The sequence below is a fragment of the Sphingomicrobium sp. genome (assembly GCA_036563485.1).
GTDB lineage: Bacteria > Pseudomonadota > Alphaproteobacteria > Sphingomonadales > Sphingomonadaceae > Sphingomicrobium.
The window spans coordinates 2,013,808-2,029,754 of the sequence record DATCMI010000001.1 but is presented as its reverse complement, the minus strand read 5'-3'; the positions used below and the strand labels follow the sequence as shown (position 1 = coordinate 2,029,754).

The following is a 15,947-nucleotide window of genomic DNA, read 5'->3' as shown; positions in this document are numbered from 1 at the left end:
GCCCCACCCAATTCTGCCGCTTGCTTAGGCGACGCGCCCGAGGTCGCCGTAGACCAGCGCCTGCGGACGGTAGACCGCCAGCGCGAGCCGCTCTTCGGCGCGGATCGTCACCTTGTTCTTGATGAAGTTGTCCTGGTCCTCGGTCGAAACCTCGACCGTCGCGTCCTGGCGATCGAAGATCTGCGCAGCCATGTCGAAGGCGCCGACGAGCGCCTTGTCGACGGCCATTGCCTGCGTCTCGACGACCGGCAGACCCCACAGGCGACGCTGGAGCGTGCCCTGGGGATCGCCGACCAGGTAGCGGCCGTCACCGTCCTTGCTGAGCTCGATCGCCGCAAGGTCGATCGGGTTCATGACGATGCCGTTCGCCGGGAATTCGGCGAGCACGACCTGGAGGATCATCAGGCGGATAACCTCCAGCGGCGTGGCCGCCGTGAGGCCGCCCGCAGCAGCATAAGCGGTCGCCTGCGTGACGAGGCCGTTGAGGTTCTGGCCGGAACCGGAGCCGGTCAGCAGCTGCACCTCTTCCTTGTACGCCAGGCCGTAGCGAAGCCGCTGGTCGATGATCGAGCGCAGCGCCGGCGCATCGGCCAGCGTCTGCACGTTGACCCGCATCCAGTGGGCGATCGTGCGAACCGGAGCGGTCGCATCTTCGTACTGGATTTCCGACTGCGGCTTGGTCGCGCCGTCGGCGACCACGTCCGCGTTGTTGGTGAACACCTTCTCGCGGTCGAACTCGATCAGGTTCGAGTTCGTGTTGCCCGAGGCGAGCAGCGCGCGGATGGTCATCCGGCGCTGCGGCAGCGGCGGCGCCGACGCCTGCTGGGGCTGGATCAGCGCACCGACCGAGCCGGCGGCGTCGGTCGTCAGCGACGAGATGTCCTTCACATCGACCACAATGCGCCCGCGCGGCCGCGTCTGCGCCGCAAACGCCTTGAACGCTTCGTCTTCGATGAAGCGCTCGCCGGCGGTCCGGCCCTGCTCGTCGCGGCTGAAACCGCGGGCGAGCTTCTGCTCGATATCGCCGAGCTGCGCCTTCAGGCCATTGAGCTCGGTGAGGGCCGCGTCGGCCTTTTCCTTCGCGTCCTGGCCGAGAGTCTCGCCGGACTTGGCTTTGCCGAGCGCGTCCTCGGCGATCGCCTTGACGCTGTCAGTCGCTTTCTCGAGCGACTTCTTGATATCGGCGGCGATCTGCTCGGGATCGATCTCGCGGCGACCGTCGCCGGTGCCGTTGTGGCCACCAGCGTCGCGCATAAGGCGGCCGAGACGGCGTTCGTTTTCGGTGAGCGAGAAACCTGCGGTATGCGCAACCATGGCCGCCGACGCGACCAGCATCAGATGCTTCATGTTCAGTCCTTTCGAAGAGACACGCCGCGACCACCGCGGCGCCGAGATCAGCCGGAGATTCCGAGCCCCGCGTGGAGCCTTTTGAGGAACTTCACAGCTGCGCTCGCCTCACCGTCGGGATCCCCCCGCAGGCATGGCGCTGCCCTGGTGGCGATTGCCGTCGCCAGGGACTTGGAGAAGCCTGCCTCCCGCAGGAGCTCCTCGAATTCTCTCACCGTCGGCACGCCGCCGGCGGCAAGGACGTGCTTGACCGCTTCGACGCGCGCCTTCTCGTTGGCCGCGAAGGTGACCACGCTGACCTCGCGCAGGTCCAGCTTCATCAGCTGGATCACGCCTTGGCGGTCCGGGTCTTCCTGATACTTCTCGAGGCGGTATCCGATCGACAGGCCCTCGAGCGCACCGTCCTTGAGCAGTGCGTGTGTCTCGCGCGCTTGGGCGCTGGCATCCACCAGAAGCCGCCCTTTGACATAGAGCCCCTTCGAATCCTCTTCGAGCGAGTGCCAGACGCCGATCGGCTGATCGGGATAGTGCTGCCACAGCATCTTCACCGTGCGATTTGCCCGCGCCGCCGCTTTAAGGCTCGCCGTGAAGGCGCCTGGCATCACGACTTCGCCGTAGCTGTCGACGTTGCCGAAGATGGAACCATAGCCCTCGATCTCGCCGGCATCGCCGACGGCCTTGATCTCGAGCGGTGCCGCGCTGTTCTTCGTCAGGAGCATGGTCACTCTTCCTCGCCGAGGGCGTTCTGGTCGGCCGCACTGATCGGCACGTTCTGCATCTGCAGGCGCGGGACATCGCCGCCGGTGACCGGCGGAAGGTTTTCCTTCGCCCGCACCTCGTTGATCGTCATCGCGCCGATGCCGGTCATTGTGCGGTAGAATTCCGCGCGACCCTTGCTGTCGCCGCGGAGCAAGCCTTCGAGGTTGAACTCGATGGTCATGCCTGCAGCTCGCTCTGCGGGCGTCAGCAGTTGCTTTTCGAGCGCCGCCTCGATCCGCTTCAGTCGACGCCGCAGCGTGTAGATGACGAAGCCTATCGTTTGCTGCTCGAGACCGCTGCCCCAGCTCGTGGACTTCTCGTTGTGGCCGATCATGTGTGGCGGCACGCCGAAGATGCGGCAGACCTCCTCCACCGAAAAGCGCCGCGTCTCGAGGAGTTGAGCATCCTCCGGGTTGATCGACAGCTGCTCCCACTTCAGCCCACCATCGAGCAGCATCGGCCGCCCCGCGTTCATCGATCCGACGAACTTCTCCTGGATCAATGCCTCGGCTTCGGCCCGGATCTCGGCCGATGAGAAGCGGGCCTCCTGCGTCAGGACACCGGAAGGCCGCACGCCATTCCTGAAGGTCGCCGCTGCGGCATGCTGCGCGCTTAGCGCCGCATTGAACGCCTGCCGGCACTTGGCCAACGGAGAGGCGCCGCCGAGCGGGCCACCGCCTGGACCGCGCAGGTGCAGCATCTGCTCCTGCGGAACCTCGCGAACCCGTCCGTCCTCCGACCAGCGATACCAAAGCCGGCCCATCTCGCGCCGCTCAATTCGAACGCCGTCGGGATTGATTGGCGACAGAGCGACAATCCGGTCGCCGCTCCGATCGATTGGGGCATATCCGTTCCCCGCCAGCTCGACGGAAGCCGACATGAAATCCCAGAATTCGACCGCCGACTGGTCCGCGTTCGGACTTCCGCGCAGCAGGGCGAAGAGCGAGTGGTCGCGAGCAACCGTTCTCGTCCCCTTGGCGTCGGTTCGGTAAACAAACAGCGGCAGCGAAGCGATTGTGCCGGCGATGAGGGTCACGCACGCCCAGGTTGCCGTAAGTCCAACTGCGGCGACGGACCCGTACGCCGCAGCGTCGTCATAGTCAGCGACCGTGACGCGATTGGTGACGAAATTGTCCCGGTCGCTACCGCCCGATCGACCGCCGTCCAGCGTCCATTCGCGCTTCACTTTGTCCCACAAGGACTGCAACCAGCCCTTGTCCGCTGTGCTGCTCACGCCGCACTTCTCATGCTGGCGATCCATTGCTCGTCGCTGACTACCCCGTCTCCGGCCTCCGGGTTCGCCTCCAGCAGCTTGGTGACCATGAAGGTCGCGATCAGCGGGTCGATCTTCGCCTTGCCGGCAGCTTCCTTGGTGATCAGCACGGCGTCACCCCTCTGCTCGGCTTTCGCGTTCCCGACGCACCAGTTCATCAGCGGCGACCCGGAATGCGCCAGCATCCCGTCGCGCAGCTTCCATTCCATGCTCCACACGGCCGAGCTCAGCTTGCTGCCCTGGCCGACCGGGACGACCTGGTAATTTGGCTCGCCGACCTCCAGGCCGATATCCTCCAGCGCCTCGACGATCGCGCCGATCCCGAACGGGTCGACCCCGACGGCCGCCTTCGCTGGCATCAGCCCGGACGCCTTCACCTGCTCGACGATCCGGACCACGCCGGCGATGATCTCGGCGGCACTGTCGACCAAGGTCAGGTCGCCGTCCTTCTCGAACCGCAGCAGCTTCGGCGCGATTTCCTTGCGCAGCTCCAGCACATCACGAAGCGCCCAGGCGTGCTGCCAGTACAGCCAGCGCTTGCTGCCCTTTTCGCGGCCGCCGGCGCATAGGCCGAACAGGTCGTCAAGGCCGCCGCCATCGGCGCACACCACCACGACCTCGCACCGCTCGAGCAGTTGCTTCAGCGTGCCGCAGGTCTTCGGCTCGGCCGCCGCCTGCCAATGATCGGCGCCGCGCCAGCGCTGGCTGTGCAGCGCCAGGCCGACTTCGACATTGAGGTGCTGCGACGCCCAGCGCCGCACCTCCTCCTCGCCTTTTTCCTGCGCCTGCTCCCAATCGGCTTCGAGCCGGTCGAGCGTCACCGAGAAGTTCAGGTTCGGATTGACCTGGTGCCAGATGCGCGGCTCGCGCCAAACGTCACCGGTCTGAACCTCCTCCGGAAATTCGTACAGCAGGGGCAGCATGCGCGCGCCCTTGCCGGTCATTCGCCCGTCTCGGATCGCCCGCGCCATCATCAGTTCGGCCCGGAACGCACCGGCGGGCGGCTCGTCCGATTGCGTCGTGATGAAGCCCAGGAACGAATCTCTGCGCGTGATCAGCCCGCCGCGTATCTGGCCGATCACCCGCTGGGCGTAGTGCATCGAGCCGAGGATGTGCAGCTCGTCGACCAGCACGCCCTTCGGGATCGTTCCCGTCGACACCTTCATGTCGAACGTCTTGACCTTTAGCTCGTTGTCGGTCGCCAGATCCTTGATCGACTTCAAATGCTCGCGGATGTGAAACCGCTTCTGCAGATAGCCTTCCGGGTCGGCACGGATCATGCCCACGGCCTGCCAGAAGGCGAGCTCGGCGATTGGCTGCGTCGGTCCGTAGAGGTGGAACTGCTGGTTGCGGCTGAGCTTCGGATCCTCGGCCAGAAGCGCGGTCAGCATGATGCCGGCGCCGCCGGTCGTCTTGATATTCTTCTTCGGGACCAGCGTCAGGAACTCGCCGACATGGCGAACCCCGTCGGCGTCGATCGACCCGAACAGCGGCGCGACCAGGTCGCGCACCCATTCACCGCCTGAATCCGCCAGCGCCGGGTTTCCCGGCACGTCCGGCAACCGCAGCCGGTTGAAAATCGCGATCGCTCGCGCCGCTTCCTTCTCGTCAAGCGGCAGCTCGGGGACCAGGCTGTCGCCACGCTCCAGCCTTTGCTTCCAGTCGGGACAGGCGAAGTCCCAACCGTCACGCGCTGCCGGCAGCGCTTCCCTCCAGGAGCTCTCCCCAGCTCGACTTCGGCGGTTCGGCCGCGTCGATCTTGCGCTGCTGCTTCTTGCCGACCTTTTCCGGCTTGGCCGGCTTCATGCTTTTTGGCAGCTGCTCGAGCACCGACCGCTCGAGCATCTTTCGCAATTCCTTCTCGGCGCCGACGTTGCCGGCCTTCGCCTGCTCGTTGAGCCGGTCCAGCTGCTCGGCCTCGAACCGCAGCGCCGCCGTGTGGCGGTGCGACAGCTCGCGAAAATAATGCTTCTCCAACGTGCGGACCGAGACCCCGATCGCCGCGGCGGCGTCAGCCTTGCTGCGGCGCGCAGCGAACAGCAGCAGGACCTTGTTCGAGTTTCGAAGGGTCCATTTGTGTTCGGGCCTCCCGCGGCCTCTGGCGCATTCCTCGACGGGGTCGCCGAACAGGTCCAGCACCGAATTTCCGTCAGCCACGAAAAAAATCTCCGCGTGAGAGGGGCGGCGGTGCAGGGAAGCCCACGGTTCTAAACTTTTGACCCGCCCCCCTGGCCACGCGCGCGCCGAGCCTTCGCCTTCGCCGTCTTCGCTTGGTGCTCGCTGAACGTGAGCCACTCGGTGTTCGCCGGGTCGAGGTCGGCCCCGCCATCCTTGCGCTCGCGCACATGGTCGAGGATCAACCGCTCGCCCGACTTCGCCCGGCTCAGCGCTTCGAAGTAATCGCGATCCAACTTCCGCCTTGCGACCAATCGCCGCCACTCGGCCGAGGAATAGAAAGGCTCCGCACTCTTCGGCGGCTGCCGCAACCGCAACGGCTGCGCGGTTAGCCGCGACGGCGGAGCGCTCAGCCTCGCCATTGCATCACCCGAATGTAAAGCGGGACGGGCCTTCCGGATGTGGAGGGCAGCCCGTCCCGCATGCCTGGCAGCTCCGCCCGGCGTCGCGATGCTAGGCACCGCCGCTCAGCCGAAGGGGTCGCCGACATCATCGGCTCACAGCTTCGCCAAGCCTATCGACTTGGTGCCACTTTCGGGGGTGCAAGGTGAACAGCCTATATTTTCGCTCTTCGCAATCTTGCACCTTGACGACCTTGCATGGCGGAAATCGGCCATTCTTCAGGCCGCCCACGCACATTGCGAGCGATCCAGTGCCTTCGCGACGCCCTGCAGCGCCCGCACATAGCGCCGGTACAGCCCCACGCGCCCGATCTCGATCGGCAGCTTGGCCCGGATCCGCGCCCAGTCGACGCGCCCCGCACCCCCGGCCTTCGCCTTCACCGCCAGCTCGACCAGCTTGCGGTCCGCGTCGCCGACCAGCAGCAGCCAGCTCAGCCGCCCTTCCATCCACGTCACCTGCTCGGCGGTCAGCGGCAGGTCCTGCGGGCGGTTGCGCATCTCGCGAACCGCCTCGGCCTCGCGCTCCTGCTGCCACACCTGGAGCGCGGCGCCGTCGGCGCGGCCCTCGCGAGTCATCAGCTGCCAGGGCGCATCGGTGGCGAAGCCGCCGGGCCGCCCGTTCGGCGCCGCCGCGGCCCGCTGGCCGGATCGCCAGTAGAACCGCACCGCCTGGACCAGCTCCTCTTCGACTTCCTGCCACTTCAACATTCTTCGATCCTCAATTTCAAATACGAACAGACTGACGGTCGCCTATTTTTCGCACATGTGGGCGCGCACATGAGGGCAACACGAAGCCAACTGTTCAATCTGTTCGAACCGTTCGGCTTTGGCTGTTTTCCGCCACGATCTGGCACGAACCGTTTCTGAACAGACGAACAGATCAGCCCGCGCCAAGAGGCCCAAATTCATACTTCTGGAGTGGCGTCACGAAACGCTCTGTGGATAAGCAACCGTCGTCTTCAGAAAGCACGAATGGTTTGGCCGAACTGTTCAGATACTGTTCGTCCAAACGGAAACTTAGGCCGTGACGGCGAATGTTCCCTCTGCCATCCTTGCGAGGGAAATAGCCCATCGCACCAAGCTGTCGCCCGAAACCCGTACGCGTCAGGCGAAATCGCGGAGCTATTCCCATCAGATCGCACCAGGTCAGGTAATCACGCCACAGCAAGCTGGACTGAACCCAGTTTTCGGGTGCGGAGGCAGCAATTCGCTGCTTTGACCATTCACGAAAGTCGTACACGGAGCGATCGATCGACGCCGCTTCCCGTCTGCTTGGAGCGGCAGACCACCCAGCCACTTGCCAGATGTAAGCCAGCAAATCGGGCCCAGGCTCGAACCAGTCTCCTCGCAGATGAAGATGCCGGAAGCGGAGGTGCATCGCTGCTTCTTCCTCTCTGCCGCCCGGAACGCTGGCTAGAACTTGCACTTTCTTGGATGAGCCGACTTGGAGCTCATTGCGCCGCCGGCGCAGATCGACAGAATAGCCGATCTTAATTTCACCGCCGGGTGCGCCGACAAAGTAAACTCGGCCTTTTCTCATGGGACATCCTCATCGCCGTCGAAGCGTTGGGAGATGCGGGACTCGAGCATCTCGCCTGCCACATCGATATTCCCGTTGCTGCGCGGATCTTGCCCGTTGCGAAGCCGCGCCCCTCTTCGACGGACGCGACCCGCGCCATCGCGCGGCCCCTTCAGGATTTGGCGATCACCCAACGAACGACCGAACGCCGTGGACGTCATCACGTCGCGATCGCCGACCCCTTGGTCTTCGCACCACTTTTTGTAGTCGGCGTACAGATCAGCGGCGAGGATGAGCGAATTCGGATCCGACGTGTCGACCCGCTCTGCCATCCACTCACCAAAAGGGTTGGCACCACGCCGGTAGTCCTCCACCGCCTCGACCACCGCCTTGGGCGGCACCAGCTCGCCGGCCTCGAGCCATTCCAGCATGCCGGCAAGCGCCCAGTTGAGGATGCCGGGCCGCTCGGCCGCCAGCTTGTCCTTGATCGCTTTATCCGGTCGATCCCAGCGCCGGGCAGCCTCTTCCCGCTCGGGATCGCCAGGGTTGGTGTGCGGCGGCGAGCCCGAGCGGCTTCCAGCGCCAAATTGATGCGGGAACATGATGACGACGATCCGCCGCCAGATGCCGTCGTCGTCACCGCTGATCCGCGGCTTGGCATTGCATTCCAGGAACAGCTTGAAGCCGGGCACATATTCGAACAAATCTTCGTGAAGCCCGCGCGCCGCGATCGGCGACCCGCCGGTGATCGACTTGATCTTCGCTTCGTCGAGCTGCCCGCCGCGCCGCGGTTCCCCGGTCGACACCAGGCGCACGTCGCCAGCCAATCGCGCCAGGTCGGGCGAGGCGTCCGCGCCGCTGCGCATCGCCCCGGCCATGAAGGTCTGGACGTCGCAGGCGACGGCATATCCGCCCATCAGCCCGCGCAGCTCGTCCATCGTCGTCGACTTGCCGTCGCCGCCGCGCCCCTGCAGCAGGAAGATGCACTGCTCGCGCGTCAGCCCGGTCAGCGCATAGCCGACGCACTGGCGGAAGAACTTGCGCACCTCCGGGTCGGGCAGAACGACCGTCAGCCGCTCCTCCCACAAGGGACAGGTGGCGTCCGGATCGTAATCCACATCGGCAACGCGGCTGATCATGTCAGTCGGATCGTGCGGCGCCTTGCGGATCGACCACTTGCCCTGCCGGTCCTGGACGGCGCGCAGCGTGAAGTTGCGGCAGTTGATGGCCAGCGGCTCGCTGTCGAATTCGTCGCGCCGCGCGCACATCAGGTTCGACGCCTGGTTCAGCATCGCCCCCGTCTTGTTGGCGTTGCCGCTCATCACCGACCAGCGGCGCAGGTTGAGCAGCCGCTCCTTCGCGATCTCCTCGTTCAGGTTCGGGGGCAGCCGCCGCTCGGCGATCGCTTCGGCCAGCGCGGCGATCTCCTCGCGCATGGCGCGTGCGACCGAATGGGCGGCCTTGTGCGCCAGCACTTCACCGATCTCGGCCGACCAGTGCGTGTCGGCAAAGGCCATCCAGCCCCGCCCTTCGACATGGACCAGGCGACCGCGATATCGCGCCTCGAGCCGCTCGGCATTGCCGAGGTCGCTGAGCTCCTTCCACGCCAGCTGCGCCGGGTCCGCCGGCGACACGTCAATGACTTCACTCTGTGACAACAGTGTCCCCCGGTTGGTTGGCTGGGGACGGCACGGAAAGCGCCACGCTCCCCCCACATCCTGCCCACGCGAGCGCTTCCTGAAGCGCCCGCCCCTTCGCTCCCGTCGCGCCGGTCAGCACCCGCTGCGGCTGCGCGCGCAATTCGCCGCCGGCGATCAGGCCGGGGGTCAGCCCCGCGACAGCCTCGTAAATCGCCAGGCTCTCGTCGAAGTCGTCGCGGGTGCGCGAATCCATCGCCCGGCGCTTCAGCAGCTCCGAGAGCGCCTTCATGTTGATGCCGCGATCCTTGGCACCCGCGCGAAAGTCGCGGATCCGCTGGTTCACCTCGTTGCGAAGCGCGACCTGCTCCTCGATGGCCGCGACGAGCGCGCGGAAGTAGACGGGGTTCAGGTGGCCGACGCCGCCGTCGGCGGGCTCCTCGACGCCTTCGACTTGCTCGACATCGTCGCTCACGGGATCGCCACAATTCCGAGACGCTCAGCGACCGCAGGAAAGCTCTTCAGAAGCCAAGCGTCGTCTTCCGGTTCCCGGTCGAAGGCGATGGACGCCCAGTCGTCGCCGGAGAGGCCGTACTCGCGATTGAAGGCGACCTCAGCCTCTCGACAGTCCTCATGGTGTGATGCCCGTTGCAGGTGCCCTTCCTGGACGCCGACCCAATGGACCGCCGGACTGCCAATCGGGATGACCTGCTCACAGGTATCGCAGCGGTGTTCCTTGCGGGTGCACGCGACCCTCTGGTCTCGCATAAATGTCATGCCGCGCTCCTGATCTGATCGTTGAAATCCATGCCCATGCGCGGGCGGACGCACTTGACCGAGCTCGCGCCGGCGCGGCGCCAGGCTTGCGCGGCGAGGGTCGCGCAGATCTCCGCGCGATCGAGGCCGGAAAGGTCGCGCCGGACTGGCTTGCCCCCGCGTGACACCTGCACCTTCTGGTCGCGAAGCGGCTTCATGTCGGCATCGACCGCGACGACCACCTCGCCTGCGTCGGGCAGCGTGAACGGCGCCCGATCGGGGTCCGCCTCCACCTTCCACAGCGGCAGCGCGCCGTCGCGCAGCTTCACCGCATGGCCCTGCAGATTCTCGAGGCTCAGCGTCGCGACCATCCGGCACGGCGCCCGCGACTGAGCAAAGGCCCATGTCGTTTCGATCCCCTCGCCAACGACCAGCGGTGACTCGCTGCACATCGCGTCAGGCGGCGTCAGGAACACCCCATTGCCGCCGACCTTCCCGAACATCTTGCGCGTCGGCCGCTCGCGCCCCTGCACCAGCGGAAAGCGCGCCTTCGACCGCCCGTCGGCCGACAGATAGGTCACATGCACGCCCCACACCGCGCCCTCGGCATCGCCGATCGGCGCGACCATCGCCGGGGCCGTCAGCCGGCTTGCATGCGGATCCTCGTCGACCCGCCAGACCGACGCCGGGCAGCGCGGATGAAAGCGCAGTTGGTCGATCGCGGGGAAACCGGGCAGCGGTTCGAACGCCGGGTCGAGCCCCCGCGCCTCGAGCCAGCGCTCGACGATCTCGCCTCGAGCCGGTCCGCTGGTGCGGAAGATCCACCGCCCCGCGGTCGCCGAGCTGACGAAGTCGAACCTCCCGCCCGAGCGTGCGAGGTTGGCTGTTGGAGTGCGCTCGGGCGGATGGAACGCCTTGCGGCCGTCGGGCAGCACGCCGCCCAGCAGCGAAGTCACGGCCTCGCGGAAGCCCAGGCCTTCAACCTCCATCAGCCAGTCGATCGCGCTGCCGTGCGCGCCGCAGCCGAAGCAGTGGTAGAACCCCTTGCTCTCGACGACGTTGAAGCTGGGCGTTTTCTCGGTGTGGAACGGGCACAACCCCTTCCACTCGCGCCCCATGCGGCTGAGCTTGACGCGCTTGGCGACCAGCGACGCCAGCGGCACCGCCGACCGCGCCCGCTCGATCGTCGCCTCGTCGAGCCGTTGCGGTTGCTCGCGGCTCATGGCAGCACCTCAGCATGCGTTACGCCGCGGCAGCGTTCGGGATGGTCACCATGCTGCTGCTCGGCCTCGCCATCGGCAAGATCAGCGCGGGCCCGGCGGGCGTCGCAACGTCCGACTGGATGGCCTTCGCGGGCACCATGGCCGGCGCAATGGTCACCGTCGCGGGCGCTTTCATCGCTGTCGAGCTTCAGATCGCAGCGCCGACCCGGCGCGGAAAGAGGCTCCTGCTCGACCAGATCCATCGCATGCGCAGGACGATCGAGCTTCTGAAGGAGGGCGACGGGTCCACGGCCGCCAACCTCGAGCCGACGATGAAGCGCACCAGGCTCGGCTTCCTGAAGATGGAGCTCGAAGGGCTGCGCGAGTCGCGCAAATGGTGCACGCCCGACAGCGCGTCGGCCGTCAACGCGCTTTCGTGGATCGAACGTCTCGACCTTGAGGAGCAATGGCTGCTCGGCAGGATCGAGAAGATGGAGGAAGACCCGTTCGGCCCCGGGGTCGAACAGGCGACGATGGAGATCGCCGCCCACATGACGACGCTGGACCTCAGCCTGTCGACGATTGCAGGGCTGCTCCGCAAATAAGGTCACGCTGCGGCCCTCACGCGCACGCTCAACCGCTTCGGAATCGCCACTAGGCAGCCGGTCTTGGTGACCAGGCGCGAGCGGTTGCCGCTGCGGATCTGCACGTCGCGATAGGCAAAGCAGCGCACGGCCGACGGCCAGGTCTCGCGAACCTCGTCGTCATATTGCGCCCACTCTGCGCCGCTCAGGTAAATCGCCTTTGGCGGATCACCCGGGAAGCGCCAGCGTGCCCGCTCGAATGCCGCGTCCATGCGGTCCGTGATCCGGTCCGCGCTCACCTGCTGCACAGCTTTCGGCTGTCCCCCGGACACCCTCATCTGTGCAGCCCCGCGGCGATGCCGTCGGCGATCGCGTCGAGGCGGCGGTTGAGCATCGTCGCTTCCTCCGCACGCACCCGCCCGCGCTTCTGCAGCCCGTCGACCTCCGCCATCTTGTCGCGGATGAAGTCGATGCACGCCTCCCGCTCGACGCGGGTCGCATCGCGGGCGATTTCGACCGAGCAGCGCTTGTCGTTCATTACGCCGCCCCAGTGCTCGTTTGGCCGACTTCCCCGAAGTCGACGTCCTCGCACTCGCTCAAACAGTCGACGCCGGCGGCGATGGCGCGGCGCCAGGCTTCGGCGAGCGTGACGCCGAGCTCCTCGGCCAGCGTCTTCACCTTCACGCACTGGTCGGGCCAGTCGCGCTGCGCCCGGCGCAGCAGCGACGATGGCGAGGCGATCTCCTCATATTCGCGTGCGCGCCGGTCGGCCGCCGTGTCGATCTGGTCGACCAGCGCGTCGCCGACGGCATCCGTCAGGTCGATGGCCCGGCTCGGCAGGTGCGCCTTGCCGCGCCGCGCCGCACGCTCGGCCGCTTCCCGCCTGGTCACTTCGCGCAGGCGGCGGGCATGTTCCTCATGTCGGGTCTCATTGACGTCGCGCAGATGCGCCACTTTCGCGCGATCCCTGTTGACGGCCTCCAGATTGCTGCGGCTGTCCGGCCTGCGCAAACCGTCATCGTCGCGGTCGGCAGAAGGCGCGTTATGCGGTGGCGGCAGCGGATCGCCGGCGATCAGCGCCCGCACTCGCGCGATCGTCGCAGCCTGCGGCCTTTTTGCGATCCGCAGCTGCTCGAGCTTCCAACCTGAGTCCTGATTCCACAGCGGCTGCGCGAAACGCTTGAGGCCCATGCCGGCGGCCGCAGCGGCGGCGACCAGCTCGTCGTACAGCTTCTGGCCGTCGACTGCGCCAGGCGAAGGGACGGTCGCTTTGGCGTGCGGGTCCGTCCCTTCGCAATCGGCAGCGCCGGGAGTCGGCCCTGCCATATATTCGCTCATGTACCGCCGCACCCGCACCGCGGTCCTTGCGCGCACAACCTGGCCTTGGCGTAGCTTCGACACAAACGAAAAGCTTGCCGTCGCGCGTTTCGAGAAGGTGCTCGCGGCCATGCCGGTGCGCTTCAGGAACTGCTCGATTTCCGCCAGCAGCTCGGAGCCGACGTCGCTTGCCGTGCGCCCCTTTCCGATGTGGCCAGACGCGGCTGTCGGCCGCAGCGTGATCGCGTCGACCTGCGCGCGCTCGACGAGGCCGCCGATCATGTCGACCATCACCGACTGCGAGCAATTGAACTCGCGCGCGAAGCGGCCAACCGGCAGCTTCTCGCCCGCCGGAATCGCCGCGATGCGGCGCAAAAGCTTCTTGTCGGGACTCATTTTGTGAGCTGCCAGAAACGAAAGAGGAAAGCGGCCTCGGCATCGGACGGCGCAAGGCAGTCGATCTCACAGTCCGCCGGCTCGCCCTCGATGCACCAGTCGGCGGGTGCCGGCTTCATGATCTGCTGCTGCTCAGCCAGCAGGACGGCATTGTCCGCGACTTTGACGCAGTCCGGCAGCTCGACCGCCATGCCGAACCGGGAAGCGATCGCCTCCCAAACCCGGCGCTCGATCGCCGCATATCCAGACAGTAATCGCTTCAGCGGGCGGACCACATCACCGACATACGCCTCGGTCGCATCGTGAAGCAGCGCAATCAGCGCATGCTCAGGCGGCACGGCGTAGCTGACCAGGACGCTGTGCTCGGCGACGCTGTAGAAGCGCTCGCAATGGCCGCCGTACCGGCAGATGTTGGACAAAGCATGGGCGATGTCCTCGATCCGCACTTCCTCGGCGCGGGGATCGAGCGGCCAGAACTGCCCGCCCGAATACATCTGCATCCAGTTGCCGGTGCGTCCCTCCTGGGCGTTCGAATAATTGTCGCCGTCGCTGATCGGCTTCGTCGCGGTCATCTCTCTGCCTTTCCGCCGCTGCGCGAGAGGGTTGGTGTGCGGCCGAGCGCAGTGGCGCTGGGACGCAGCGTCGACTTCCCGCTTTCCGCGATCGTCACCACGCGGAACGGCACGCCGGCGCGATATTCGACTTCCGACGCGATCAGCTTCAGGTCGATCAGGCGGCGGATCCGCCACGCGGCGTCCTGGCGGCGGACGAGCCCGGCGCCGCGCGCCAGGTCGGCGTCGGTCGGGCATGGCTGGCCCATGTTGGCGGCGCGCTTCAGCGCCCGGAAGATGAGGTCGGTCGCGCCTTCGCTCAGCGCCTTGTCGGCGGGGCTCGCCTCGCGCTTGCAGCCGCGCGCCGTGCGCACGACGAAGAAGGTCCAGCCCCCGCCTTCGCGCCGCGCCCGGTGCGGGCGCACCAGCCCTTCGCGCTCGAGCGCGGTGACCCGCATGGACGTCTCGCCGCGGATCAGCTCTGGCGCCTCGCAATATGTGAACTGCTCGCCCGCGTTCGCCCGCCGCACCCAGGCGTCGAGGTCGTCAGCCGTCGCCACCGACTGCATTCCGGTGAAGTGTGGCCGTGCAGCCTGCCCCCCGGCCATGGTCAGCGCTCCCCTGCTTGGGCAGCCCGTACGCGTAAGGCGGCGGCAGTCTGCTGGCGGATCGCGTCTCGCGGGAACGCGGGATCACGGCAATCGCGGGTGTACTCGGGGCAGTGATAAGCCCGATGCACCTTTCCGAGTGGCGGGTATCGCCAGTGCTCGCCGTTGACCTTGAACGGTTGGCCGTCGGGGGTAAGAACTTCGCCAGCGTTCTCTCCCTTACCGTCGGCGGGACACGGCGCGGGCCTCCATCCATAAGCCCGCTCGGCGATTTCAGCGTCGAGATCGCGATCCGGCCCCGTCGCCTGTTCGCAGCGCTCCGCGAGCGCGAGAAGGTCGGCCGCCATCCTCACCCCTCCCCGCGTTCGGCATGCGCGCACAGCGCATCCAGCTTGGCGAGGCTGGCGATCGCCTGGGCGATCTCGTCGCGGAACTGGCCGTCGCGGACCTCGTGCGCGTCGACCTTGCCGTCGGCGAGCGCGGCGCACACCCGCGCCACCACTTCGCCGGCCTCGCGGCTGACGTCGCCGAGCGCGCGGTGAAAATCGGTCGTCCCGATGACGCTCGATGCATCGGGCAGCGGCAGCAAAGCGAAGCCATGGTTGCGCGCCATCGCCCGGGTGATCGCCGGAAAGTCCGGAGAGCCCCTGCCCGCCTCCTCGATCGCCTGCGCTTCATCGAGCCGCAGGAAGTCGGGCGTGTTGGGCAGCTGGCAATCGCTGATCCGCTGCTGCCGGCAGCCCGCGACCTCGGCCGCGAGCGCGGTGCCGTGCACCGCCTTCACCGCCTTGCGCGTCGCAAGCTTCAGCCGCAGCCGCGGCTCGTCGAGCGTGGCGTCCCGGGGCGGCTTCACCGATCGCCTCCGGTAAAGCCGCCGCCGATACCGGGCGACGCGCAGCGGTCGCCGTGCGAAACGGCTCCCCGATGCAACGCAACGACCTTCTTGATCTCCATCTGCTCGCTCCGGTTGGTCGGGATGGGCGAGCCAACGAGGATGCCGCTGAGCTTCGGCGACAGCTCGCCTTTGTTGGCGTGGGCGCGCGATCCCGCGAAACGACGCAGCGCGCGGAACGTGGCGGCCAACAGGCAAGCCTTTCCACCTCCGCGCGCTGCACGCACGATGCCGGAATGCGCGATGGCACCGTGCGCGAACAGCCCGATCATGCGACCCTCCGCGCCGCTTCCTCGCGGCAAGCGAGCTCGGCCTCGGCGTCTCGCTCGGCCATGAAGTCGGCGACGCGATTGAGGGTGTCGAGCGTCGGCGACACCGGCGGGTCCCGGCGCAGTCCGTTGACGAAGGCGCTGTTGCCAAGCGCCAGACGACCGAATGCCGACTCCGCAAGGTTGTGCCTGGCGCAGAAGCGCTCAATCCTGCCGATCAGCTCGTCATGGGTGGGAACATCCATGGGCGCGATTGATGTT

At 66.8% G+C, this 15,947-nt stretch carries 22 protein-coding genes; 1 reads left to right on the top strand and 21 read right to left on the bottom strand.

Annotated features, from left to right (window positions below; all coding sequences use genetic code 11):
* Window positions 1-24 precede the first annotated feature (24 nt).
* From VIL42_10630 to VIL42_10575, 12 genes are all read right to left on the bottom strand, one after another.
* Window positions 25-1,347, bottom strand: a complete 1,323-nt coding sequence (locus tag VIL42_10630) for a phage major capsid protein (protein HEY8593301.1) — start codon at window positions 1,345-1,347, stop codon at window positions 25-27.
* Between the two features lie 47 nt (window positions 1,348-1,394).
* On the bottom strand, window positions 1,395-2,066 hold the full coding sequence (locus VIL42_10625; GenBank protein ID HEY8593300.1) for an HK97 family phage prohead protease: 672 nt from the start codon (window positions 2,064-2,066) through the stop codon (window positions 1,395-1,397).
* A 2-nt stretch (window positions 2,067-2,068) separates the two neighbouring features.
* Window positions 2,069-3,340: a phage portal protein gene (locus VIL42_10620; GenBank protein HEY8593299.1), complete on the bottom strand. Its 1,272-nt coding sequence runs from the start codon at window positions 3,338-3,340 to the stop codon at window positions 2,069-2,071.
* Entirely contained in the window at window positions 3,337-4,890 is a 1,554-nt protein-coding gene (locus VIL42_10615) for a terminase TerL endonuclease subunit (GenBank protein ID HEY8593298.1), read from the bottom strand. Before VIL42_10615 ends, VIL42_10620 begins: the two co-directional genes overlap by 4 nt.
* Window positions 4,891-5,065: 175 nt before the next feature.
* Window positions 5,066-5,536 carry a hypothetical protein gene (locus VIL42_10610; protein HEY8593297.1) on the bottom strand — a complete coding sequence of 157 codons (471 nt, stop codon included), beginning with the start codon at window positions 5,534-5,536 and terminating at the stop codon, window positions 5,066-5,068.
* Between the two features lie 50 nt (window positions 5,537-5,586).
* Complete coding sequence (locus VIL42_10605; protein ID HEY8593296.1) at window positions 5,587-5,790, bottom strand: HNH endonuclease signature motif containing protein; 204 nt, start codon at window positions 5,788-5,790, stop codon at window positions 5,587-5,589.
* Between the two features lie 384 nt (window positions 5,791-6,174).
* The gene (locus VIL42_10600; protein HEY8593295.1) at window positions 6,175-6,663 is read right to left on the bottom strand and encodes a hypothetical protein; all 489 of its coding nucleotides are present in this window, start codon (window positions 6,661-6,663) and stop codon (window positions 6,175-6,177) included.
* A 172-nt stretch (window positions 6,664-6,835) separates the two neighbouring features.
* Window positions 6,836-7,495, bottom strand: a complete 660-nt coding sequence (locus VIL42_10595) for a GIY-YIG nuclease family protein (GenBank protein HEY8593294.1) — start codon at window positions 7,493-7,495, stop codon at window positions 6,836-6,838.
* A complete protein-coding gene (locus tag VIL42_10590; protein ID HEY8593293.1) occupies window positions 7,492-9,132 on the bottom strand; it encodes a phage/plasmid primase, P4 family in 1,641 nt (546 codons plus the stop codon). Before VIL42_10590 ends, VIL42_10595 begins: the two co-directional genes overlap by 4 nt.
* Window positions 9,119-9,586: a GapR family DNA-binding domain-containing protein gene (locus VIL42_10585; protein HEY8593292.1), complete on the bottom strand. Its 468-nt coding sequence runs from the start codon at window positions 9,584-9,586 to the stop codon at window positions 9,119-9,121. The genes VIL42_10590 and VIL42_10585 overlap by 14 nt, the downstream gene beginning before the upstream one ends.
* Window positions 9,583-9,888: a hypothetical protein gene (locus VIL42_10580; GenBank protein ID HEY8593291.1), complete on the bottom strand. Its 306-nt coding sequence runs from the start codon at window positions 9,886-9,888 to the stop codon at window positions 9,583-9,585. The genes VIL42_10585 and VIL42_10580 overlap by 4 nt, the downstream gene beginning before the upstream one ends.
* Complete coding sequence (locus tag VIL42_10575; GenBank protein HEY8593290.1) at window positions 9,885-11,090, bottom strand: CHC2 zinc finger domain-containing protein; 1,206 nt, start codon at window positions 11,088-11,090, stop codon at window positions 9,885-9,887. Before VIL42_10575 ends, VIL42_10580 begins: the two co-directional genes overlap by 4 nt.
* 14 nt (window positions 11,091-11,104) lie before the next feature.
* Between VIL42_10575 and VIL42_10570 the strand changes: the two genes are divergently transcribed.
* Window positions 11,105-11,674: a hypothetical protein gene (locus VIL42_10570; GenBank protein HEY8593289.1), complete on the top strand. Its 570-nt coding sequence runs from the start codon at window positions 11,105-11,107 to the stop codon at window positions 11,672-11,674.
* A 2-nt stretch (window positions 11,675-11,676) separates the two neighbouring features.
* On the opposite strand, the gene VIL42_10565 is transcribed toward VIL42_10570, so the two are convergent.
* Genes VIL42_10565 through VIL42_10525 form a run of 9 tightly spaced genes read right to left on the bottom strand, consistent with a single transcriptional unit; the run spans window position 11,677 to window position 15,931 of the window.
* A complete protein-coding gene (locus VIL42_10565) occupies window positions 11,677-11,952 on the bottom strand; it encodes a hypothetical protein (protein HEY8593288.1) in 276 nt (91 codons plus the stop codon).
* Between the two features lie 35 nt (window positions 11,953-11,987).
* Entirely contained in the window at window positions 11,988-12,191 is a 204-nt protein-coding gene (locus tag VIL42_10560; protein ID HEY8593287.1) for a hypothetical protein, read from the bottom strand.
* Complete coding sequence (locus VIL42_10555; protein ID HEY8593286.1) at window positions 12,191-13,366, bottom strand: hypothetical protein; 1,176 nt, start codon at window positions 13,364-13,366, stop codon at window positions 12,191-12,193. The genes VIL42_10560 and VIL42_10555 overlap by 1 nt, the downstream gene beginning before the upstream one ends.
* Complete coding sequence (locus VIL42_10550; protein ID HEY8593285.1) at window positions 13,363-13,938, bottom strand: hypothetical protein; 576 nt, start codon at window positions 13,936-13,938, stop codon at window positions 13,363-13,365. Before VIL42_10550 ends, VIL42_10555 begins: the two co-directional genes overlap by 4 nt.
* Window positions 13,935-14,525 (bottom strand): hypothetical protein, encoded by a 591-nt coding sequence (locus VIL42_10545; GenBank protein ID HEY8593284.1) that lies wholly within the window; start codon window positions 14,523-14,525, stop codon window positions 13,935-13,937. The genes VIL42_10550 and VIL42_10545 overlap by 4 nt, the downstream gene beginning before the upstream one ends.
* A gap of 2 nt (window positions 14,526-14,527) precedes the next feature.
* Window positions 14,528-14,872, bottom strand: a complete 345-nt coding sequence (locus tag VIL42_10540; GenBank protein HEY8593283.1) for a hypothetical protein — start codon at window positions 14,870-14,872, stop codon at window positions 14,528-14,530.
* Between the two features lie 2 nt (window positions 14,873-14,874).
* Window positions 14,875-15,378 carry a phage regulatory CII family protein gene (locus tag VIL42_10535; protein ID HEY8593282.1) on the bottom strand — a complete coding sequence of 168 codons (504 nt, stop codon included), beginning with the start codon at window positions 15,376-15,378 and terminating at the stop codon, window positions 14,875-14,877.
* Window positions 15,375-15,689, bottom strand: coding sequence for a hypothetical protein (locus VIL42_10530; GenBank protein HEY8593281.1), 315 nt, complete (start codon window positions 15,687-15,689; stop codon window positions 15,375-15,377). The genes VIL42_10535 and VIL42_10530 overlap by 4 nt, the downstream gene beginning before the upstream one ends.
* Window positions 15,686-15,931 (bottom strand): hypothetical protein, encoded by a 246-nt coding sequence (locus tag VIL42_10525; protein ID HEY8593280.1) that lies wholly within the window; start codon window positions 15,929-15,931, stop codon window positions 15,686-15,688. Before VIL42_10525 ends, VIL42_10530 begins: the two co-directional genes overlap by 4 nt.
* Between the last annotated feature and the right edge of the window lie 16 nt (window positions 15,932-15,947).

Excerpts from the sequence above, each read along its gene's own strand:
- VIL42_10630 (HEY8593301.1), bottom strand. The coding sequence starts at position 1,347 with ATGAAGCATCTGATGCTGGTCGCGTCGGCGGCCATGGTTGCGCATACC.
- VIL42_10625 (HEY8593300.1), bottom strand. The coding sequence starts at position 2,066 with ATGCTCCTGACGAAGAACAGCGCGGCACCGCTCGAGATCAAGGCCGTC.
- VIL42_10600 (HEY8593295.1), bottom strand. The coding sequence starts at position 6,663 with ATGTTGAAGTGGCAGGAAGTCGAAGAGGAGCTGGTCCAGGCGGTGCGG.
- VIL42_10595 (HEY8593294.1), bottom strand. The coding sequence starts at position 7,495 with ATGAGAAAAGGCCGAGTTTACTTTGTCGGCGCACCCGGCGGTGAAATT.
- VIL42_10580 (HEY8593291.1), bottom strand. The coding sequence starts at position 9,888 with ATGACATTTATGCGAGACCAGAGGGTCGCGTGCACCCGCAAGGAACAC.
- VIL42_10575 (HEY8593290.1), bottom strand. The coding sequence starts at position 11,090 with ATGAGCCGCGAGCAACCGCAACGGCTCGACGAGGCGACGATCGAGCGG.
- VIL42_10570 (HEY8593289.1), top strand. The coding sequence starts at position 11,105 with ATGCGTTACGCCGCGGCAGCGTTCGGGATGGTCACCATGCTGCTGCTC.
- VIL42_10560 (HEY8593287.1), bottom strand. The coding sequence starts at position 12,191 with ATGAACGACAAGCGCTGCTCGGTCGAAATCGCCCGCGATGCGACCCGC.
- VIL42_10555 (HEY8593286.1), bottom strand. The coding sequence starts at position 13,366 with ATGAGTCCCGACAAGAAGCTTTTGCGCCGCATCGCGGCGATTCCGGCG.
- VIL42_10550 (HEY8593285.1), bottom strand. The coding sequence starts at position 13,938 with ATGACCGCGACGAAGCCGATCAGCGACGGCGACAATTATTCGAACGCC.
- VIL42_10545 (HEY8593284.1), bottom strand. The coding sequence starts at position 14,525 with ATGGCCGGGGGGCAGGCTGCACGGCCACACTTCACCGGAATGCAGTCG.
- VIL42_10540 (HEY8593283.1), bottom strand. The coding sequence starts at position 14,872 with ATGGCGGCCGACCTTCTCGCGCTCGCGGAGCGCTGCGAACAGGCGACG.
- VIL42_10530 (HEY8593281.1), bottom strand. The coding sequence starts at position 15,689 with ATGATCGGGCTGTTCGCGCACGGTGCCATCGCGCATTCCGGCATCGTG.
- VIL42_10525 (HEY8593280.1), bottom strand. The coding sequence starts at position 15,931 with ATGGATGTTCCCACCCATGACGAGCTGATCGGCAGGATTGAGCGCTTC.